Source organism: Trebonia sp., from assembly GCF_049794275.1.
GTDB lineage: Bacteria > Actinomycetota > Actinomycetes > Streptosporangiales > Streptosporangiaceae > Trebonia.
Genome location: NZ_JBARCR010000911.1, coordinates 1 through 6115 on the forward strand (window position 1 = coordinate 1; position 6115 = coordinate 6115).

Annotated in this window: 5 protein-coding genes; 4 read left to right on the forward strand and 1 reads right to left on the reverse strand. The window is 70.7% G+C overall.

Translation table 11 applies throughout. From position 1 onward, the window contains the following. Both WA805_RS23450 and WA805_RS23455 read left to right on the forward strand, forming a co-directional pair. Positions 1 to 927 (forward strand): LLM class flavin-dependent oxidoreductase (locus tag WA805_RS23450; RefSeq protein ID WP_425243416.1); only part of this gene is annotated, 927 nt, incomplete at its 5' end. Beyond that, positions 924 to 1739: an alpha/beta fold hydrolase gene (locus WA805_RS23455; RefSeq protein WP_422324424.1), complete on the forward strand. Its 816-nt coding sequence runs from the start codon at positions 924 to 926 to the stop codon at positions 1737 to 1739. The genes WA805_RS23450 and WA805_RS23455, both read left to right, overlap by 4 nt. Before the next feature lie 13 nt (positions 1740 to 1752). Here WA805_RS23455 and WA805_RS23460 read toward each other — a convergent pair whose 3' ends face one another. Next, on the reverse strand, positions 1753 to 2397 hold the full coding sequence (locus tag WA805_RS23460; RefSeq protein ID WP_422282360.1) for a hypothetical protein: 645 nt from the start codon (positions 2395 to 2397) through the stop codon (positions 1753 to 1755). 391 nt (positions 2398 to 2788) lie between these two features. Between WA805_RS23460 and WA805_RS23465 the strand changes: the two genes are divergently transcribed. Together WA805_RS23465 and WA805_RS23470 are read left to right on the forward strand one after the other, a co-directional pair. After that, positions 2789 to 3706, forward strand: a complete 918-nt coding sequence (locus WA805_RS23465; protein ID WP_422282362.1) for an LLM class flavin-dependent oxidoreductase — start codon at positions 2789 to 2791, stop codon at positions 3704 to 3706. A gap of 414 nt (positions 3707 to 4120) precedes the next feature. Further along, positions 4121 to 6115: ATP-binding protein (locus WA805_RS23470; protein WP_425243417.1), on the forward strand; the 1995-nt coding region annotated here is incomplete at its 3' end.

The following is a 6115-nucleotide window of genomic DNA, read 5'->3' on the forward strand; positions in this document are numbered from 1 at the left end:
GAGTACGCGCTGCTCGACTGCATCAGCGGCGGCCGGCTCATCGCCGGCTTCCCGGTCGGGCTCAGCTACGACGCGAACCTGAACGCGTCCCTGCCCGCGGTCGAGACCCGCGAGCGTTACCGCGAGCACCGCGAGCTGATCCTGAAGGCGTGGTCCGAGCCGCGGCCCTTCCCCTGGAACGGCCGCTTCGAGAAGTACGGTCAGGTGAACCTCTGGCCGCGCCCGATCCAGCAGCCGCACCCGCCGATCTGGATTCCTGGCACCGGCTCGCCAGGGACGCTGCGGGACATCCTCGCCCGCGACTACGTCTTCGTGTACCTGAGCTGGGACGGGCCGAAGCTCACCGGGCGGCAGGTCTTCGACCGCTACTGGGACCTGGCGGAGGAACTGGGCCGCGACCGAAACCCGTACCGGCTGGCCTTCCTCCAGGTGGTCGCCGTCTCCGAGACCGACGAGCGGGCCGAGAAGGAGTACGGGAAGCACCTCGAGGCGCACTACCGGTCGGGCCTGGGCGCGATCCCGCACACGGCCATGGCGGTGCCGGGTTACGCCGAGCCCGCCGCCATCGAAGGCATGCTGCGCCGCACCGGGCCCGCCGGGATGCTCTCCCGGATGAAGACGGCGACCTACGCCGAGATCGTCGACACCCAGGTCGCGATCGTGGGGAGTCCCGCCACGGTGGCCGACCAGATCGAGGCGTTCGTGCGCGAGTTCCGGATCGGCAACCTGCTGGTGATGCTCCAGAACGGCTCGATGCCGCGGGATCTGACCGAGAAGAACATCTCGCTGTTCGCCGAGCAGGTGCTGCCGCGGCTGCGGCCGATCTGGGACGACGAGGGCTGGCAGCACCACTGGTGGCCGGGCGCGGCCGCGGCGGCGCCGGCCTTGGCGTCGGCGTCGGCCCGGACGGAGGCGCAGGCGCGATGACGACGGATCCAGCGGCCGTGCGCGACGAGGCGGTCGAGGTCTGGGACGGCCGGCTGCGGCTGCACGTCAAGGTCGCCGGCGACGGGCCGCCGCTGCTGTACTTCCATCCGCTGTCCGGGCTGGCCTGGAATCCGCTGCTTAGCCAGCTGGCCATGCGGCATACGGTGTACGCGCCTGAGCACCCCGGCACGTCGCCGGGCGACCCGCACGCGATCTCGCAGGTGCAGACGTTCTGGGAACTGCTGCTCGTCTACGAGGAGCTGACGCGCGCGCTCGGGCTCGACCGCCCGGTTGCGGTCGGCCAGTCGTTCGGCGGCATGGTCGCGGCCGATCTCGCGGCGAGCTTCCCGCGGCTCTTCGGCAAGCTCGTGCTGCTGTCACCGCCCGGCCTGTGGCGCGACGACGCGCCGATCCCGCTCATGGCGATGGTGGCGGGGCCGCCTGAGGACATGCCGAAGTACCTGTTCGCCCACCCGGACAGCGAGGCGGCCCAGGCGGCCATGGCCCTTCCCGCCGATCCCGCGCTGATCCCCAAAGCGATCGCGCAAGGCGCGTGGAACCTCGGCTGCACGACCAAGTTCGCCTGGCCGATCGCGGACCACGGGCTCGACCGCCGGCTGCACAGGATCGGCGTGCCCACGCTGATCGTCTGGGGCCGTGAGGACGCGCTCGTCCCCGTCGCCTACGCGGAGGAGTTCGGCAGCCGCATCGCGGGCAGCCAGGTGGAGGTGATCGACGACTGCGGCCACGTTCACCAGGCGGATCAGCCCGAGCGCACCTGGACGGCGATCAGCAAGTTCCTGGACGGCTGACCGCGGCCGACGGTTAACGCAGCTGGTGCGCCAGGTCCACGACGCCGGGCAGTGACAGCAACCGCCCGGGCGGCGGCGCCTGAATGCCCTCGCGAAGCGTCCAGTGGTCCATGTAGACACCGGCCGGCAGCCAGTAGTCGTCTCCCGGCAGGTTGTCGCTGATCACGACGAATCCCTCGCCCCTGGCCCCGCGGGTCCCCGGCAGCGGCACCCAGAACGCGAGCCCGGTACTCCGGGTCACGAGCGGAACGATGTCCACGATCTGCCCCCACTCGACGTACTCCCACAGGCGCCCGTCCTCGAGCGGGCTGCTCGTGAACGGCGGCCATTCCGCCAGGGCGCTGGTGCCCGCCATCGGCATGACCCGGATCTCGGGGAACGGTACCGGCGTGTCCCAGGTCCCCGGGTGCGGGCAGTGCACCGCGAGCATCACGGTGACCTGGCAGTCGGTCACCCAGCCGAGCAGCGCGCCGTCGTGCGGCAGCGGCATTCCGCTGCTGATCACCTGGCCGGCGACGCCGGAGACCTGTTCACCAGGACGGATCTCCTGGCTGCCGCCCTGGGAGTCGTTCCATGACCTGATGACGAACGCGTCGTCGTCGACGTGGGTGAGCACGTAGAACCCGGCCGATCCGGCCGCGCGGCTCATCAGGACCATCGACGGGTATCCGCCGTTCGCGGGGTGCGGCGTGACCGCGAGTGGGTAGCATCGGAAAAGCCGAAGGCACGCCGCGAACGATGCCGCACCGGATAGGGCCTTAACAAACACGCTCTGCTCCTTGCGCGGAGAAACCTGGCCCGCGTGACCAGCGGCGTGCGTGCAGGGTGTACGGACTGGCGCAGGTCGGCCACGCGGGAGTCTCTTCGGTTGGAACTACCGTTTCGGCAGGTAGGGCCCGCAATGGCAACCCTTTGCCGCTTGCATCACAAATGCTCGTGCAACTTGCACCCGGAAGACATCGGTCACTTGACGTATATCGATTCCGCCTGGCGCTGCTGCCCGTAAGCTGGCGCGGACGGCCCATCCGGCGTGAGGAGAACTCGCCACAATGTCGCAGCGACGTGTGCTTTTCGGCGCAAGCCTTGGCCAGTGGAACGGTGCGGATGTCGGTAACGTGCCTGGCGTCCTGGAGATAGCGGCGGCGGCCGATCGTGGCGGTCTCGACATGTTCACCATCGCGGATCACCTGTATTTCGGCGACAAGCTAGACGCCTACTCCGCGGTCGGGTTCCTGCTCGGCCGCACCAGCACCATCTCCGGAGCCGTGATCGTGACCAACCTGCCGACGCGGCCCGCGCCCGCGCTGGCGCGCACGATCAGCTCGCTGTCCGCACTGTCCGGCGGTCGCGTCATCCTCGGGATAGGCGCCGGGGCGATCTGGGACATGATCCCCCAGCTCGGCATCCCGCGGCTGACGCCCGGCGCCGCGGTGCGCGCGATGGAAGAGGCGATCACGCTGATCAGGGCGCTGTGCGGCGGTGGCGAGCCGGTTACCTTCGACGGCTCGTTCTACCAGGTGACCGGTCTTCAGCCGGCCCCGGCTCCCGCACCGCCCATCTGGACAGGCTCGGTCCACCCCAAGTCGCTCGCGGTGACAGGGCGGACCGCCGATGGCTGGGTTCCTTCGATGGGGTCGGACTGGCTGAGCGCCAGGTACCGCGAGTCGCGGCCGCTGATCGACGCGGCCGCGGTCGAGGCGGGCCGGGATCCGGCCGGGGTCGCGAACATCTTCAACTTCGGCGGCCGCATCACATCCGAACCGCTCGCGCAGAACCGCGACGACGACGGGCGCTGGATCGGCGGGTCAGCGAAGCAGTGGATCGAGGAGATGACGGCAGCGGTACTCGAGCACGGGGCGGGCGGCTTCATCTACCGCAGCACGGATGACACCCCCGCACCGGTCGCGGTGGCCCGCTTCGCGCAGGAGATCGTGCCGGCGGTCCGCGAGGCGATCGGCAGGCCCTGAAAATCTGACCGGTCGCCGTGGCCGCTCCCTGCGACGCGACATCGCTTCGGCGCAAACGCCAGCGTGTCTCGTCGCATCCCCCCCAAGGCGGTCCGGCCACGGCGACCGGGGCACGATTGTGCCGGCCGGTCCCTCACTAACCGGCAGGCACAAGGCACAAACGGCATGCGAGTCATGTCGCTGCACTTACCGGGAAAAATCGCACCACGGCAAGCACCTAGGTGCCTAACAGGCAGCAGGTTAAACTTGCCTGGCACTACAGTGCATCATCACAATTGTGTAGGTATATGTGTAGATGCATTCCTGCCAAGTGAGGGAGCGGACATAAGCGCATCCCTGCCCCAGGAACCTAACAGCTTTGTCGGCCGTGAGCGGGAGCTCGCCGAGCTGCGCAAGCTCGTGGGCGGGACTCGCATGCTCACGCTGACGGGCCCGGGCGGCATCGGGAAGACCAGGCTGGCGCTGCGCACGCTGACCACGATGGCCGCCGAATTTCCCGACGGGGCCTGCTATGTGGACCTGGCCGACCTGACCAATCCGGACCTGGTGACCGCCCGCGTCGCGTCCGCCGCGGGTGTCGCGGAGGAGAGCGGCCGGCCGCTGCTCGACACGCTGGCCGACGCGCTGCGTCTGCGCAGGCTGGTGCTCGCGCTCGACAACTGCGAGCACCTGCTCGACGCGTGCGCCCGGCTGAGCCAGCGGCTGCTGGCTAGCTCGGCTGAGCTCCGGCTGCTGGCCACCAGCCGCGAGCCGCTGCGGGTCGCCGGTGAGACGGTCTGGCTGGTGCCGCCGCTGCCCGTTACCGCCACCGGCACGTCTCCGGGGGATGCTGTCCAGCTTTTTTCCGAACGGGCGCTGGCTGCTGCCCCAGGTTTCGCGCTCACCCCGGAGAACGCCGGCGCCATCGCGGAACTTTGCTGTTCCCTCGAGGGGATCCCGCTGGCGATCGAGCTGGCCGCCGCCCGGCTCCGCACGCTCACCGTCGACCAGATCCGGATGCGGGTGGCCGACAGGTTCGGGCTGCTGACGCTCGGGGACCGGACCGCGCCGCCGCGCCAGCGGACGCTGCGCGCCGCGATCGACTGGAGCCACGACCTGCTCTCGCAGCGAGAGCAGGTGCTGCTGCGACGGCTGTCTTACTTTGCCGGCTGGTCGGTCGAGATGGCGGAGCAGGTCTGCGCGGACGAGCAGGTGCCGGCCGGAAGTGTCCTGGACACGCTGGGCGCGCTGCTGGACAAGTCGCTGGTGATCCGCGAGCCGGCAGTGCTCGGCCAGGCCCGGTTCCGGATGCTCGACACGATCCGCGAGTACGCGGCGGACCGGCTTGCCGCGGCGGGCGAGGCGGCCGCCATCGCCAGCAGGCTCCGCGATTACGTGCTCGCCGAGGCGGAGCGGAACTTCGCGGTGGGCATGGCGCTCGTCCCCGCGCCATGGCAGGACCGGGTGGACGTGTTCCGCAGGTACGACGTGGACGCGCACAACGTCTGGCTCGTGCTGAGCCAGTGCCTCGCCGACGGCGACGTCGGGTCCGGGCTGCGGATCTGCACCGCTATCCGGCCCTGCATGCTGGTCCGCGGTGAGTTCGCGATGGGCTGTGCGTGGGTGGACGCGTTCCTTGCCAGCGACGAGGCGGCCGGCGTGCCCCCGGGGATCCGCGGTCCTGCGCTGATCGGCCGCGCGCAGCTCACGCTGTCGAACGACCCGGCGGCCGCCGAGCCCGCGGCGCGGGCGGGAGTGGACTTGTGCCGGGACGCCGGCGATGACTTCTGGACCGCCGCCGGGCTGAACCTGCTCAGCGAGATCGCCGTGCACACCGGGCGGCCGGACCAGGCGGAGGAGTTCGGCAGGGAGGCGGCCTGGATCGCCGAGGCGGCGGGCGACGGCTGGAACGAAGGCTGGGCACTCGGCATCAGGGCCGCGGTGGCCGGGCTGCGCGGCCGGATGCGCGAGGCGGCCGAACTGGCCAGCGCGTCGGTCGACGTGATGCGCGCCATCGACCACCGCTGGGGTGTCGCGCGCGCCCAGCTCGGTCTCGGCGACCTGGCGCGAATGCGCGGCGACTTCGCCGACGCCCGCCAGCAGTACATGGAGGCGCTGGCATACCTGCGGGAGATCAACGCCCGGCCGGAGATCGCGCGCTGCCTGTCCGGGCTCGGCCGCGTGGCGACCGAGGCAGGGGCGACCACGCTCGCCAGGGAGCACCTCACGGAAAGCCTGCGGCTCAGCCGGGACACCGGAACCCGTATCGGGGTAGCGCGCGGCCTCGAGTCGTTCGCCGCGCTCGCGGTCCGCGAAGATGAGCCGGAACGTGCCGTGCTGCTCACCGCCGCCGCTACCGCGCTGCGCGAGACGGCCGGCCTCCCTCCGCTATCCGGCGCGCGCGCCGAGCGCTACCTCGCCCCCGCCCGC

Excerpts from the sequence above, each read along its gene's own strand:
- WA805_RS23455 (WP_422324424.1), top strand. The coding sequence starts at position 924 with ATGACGACGGATCCAGCGGCCGTGCGCGACGAGGCGGTCGAGGTCTGG.
- WA805_RS23460 (WP_422282360.1), bottom strand. The coding sequence starts at position 2,397 with ATGGTCCTGATGAGCCGCGCGGCCGGATCGGCCGGGTTCTACGTGCTC.
- WA805_RS23465 (WP_422282362.1), top strand. The coding sequence starts at position 2,789 with ATGTCGCAGCGACGTGTGCTTTTCGGCGCAAGCCTTGGCCAGTGGAAC.